This window comes from Campylobacter sp. MIT 99-7217, assembly GCF_006864365.1.
GTDB lineage: Bacteria > Campylobacterota > Campylobacteria > Campylobacterales > Campylobacteraceae > Campylobacter_D.
This window is the reverse complement of sequence record NZ_QHLJ01000037.1, coordinates 1-397: the sequence shown is the minus strand read 5'-3', so window position 1 is coordinate 397 and position 397 is coordinate 1. Positions and strand designations below refer to the sequence as shown.

Here is a 397-nt window from a genome sequence, read left to right as displayed (position 1 = left end):
CGGTTTATAATACTGCATAAAAGCATTTGAATAAATACTAGAACTACTTGTTTGAGGTCTATGGTTTGCATTGTAATTATTAGTGTAAGGTCTTTGGTAATAATTATAAACATAGCCATTTATAGAATGAGTCTTCCAACCACCTTTTATTTCTTTCATCTCATCAAGACTAAGTACTCTAACACCTTCTGAAGTATCACTTATTTTACCCTGAGTTAGCTTAGCTAAAAAATCATCAGCCAGACAAAAGCTTAACACAGCAGTGGCTAAGAATAAATTTGAAATCTTTTTCATAATTTGTTCCTTTGATTTTTTAATAACCTAAATTGAGTAAATTATAAAAAATTTAAACTATATTTTTTCTTAAAAAAATATAGTTTTTATCTTTTTTGTGTAA

General features: G+C 26.7%; 1 pseudogene. It reads right to left on the bottom strand.

Annotated elements, in window-relative coordinates:
- Positions 1 to 294 (bottom strand): annotated as a pseudogene (locus DMB92_RS09100) (hypothetical protein); the annotation flags it as partial.
- Positions 295 to 397: the final 103 nt, after the last annotated feature.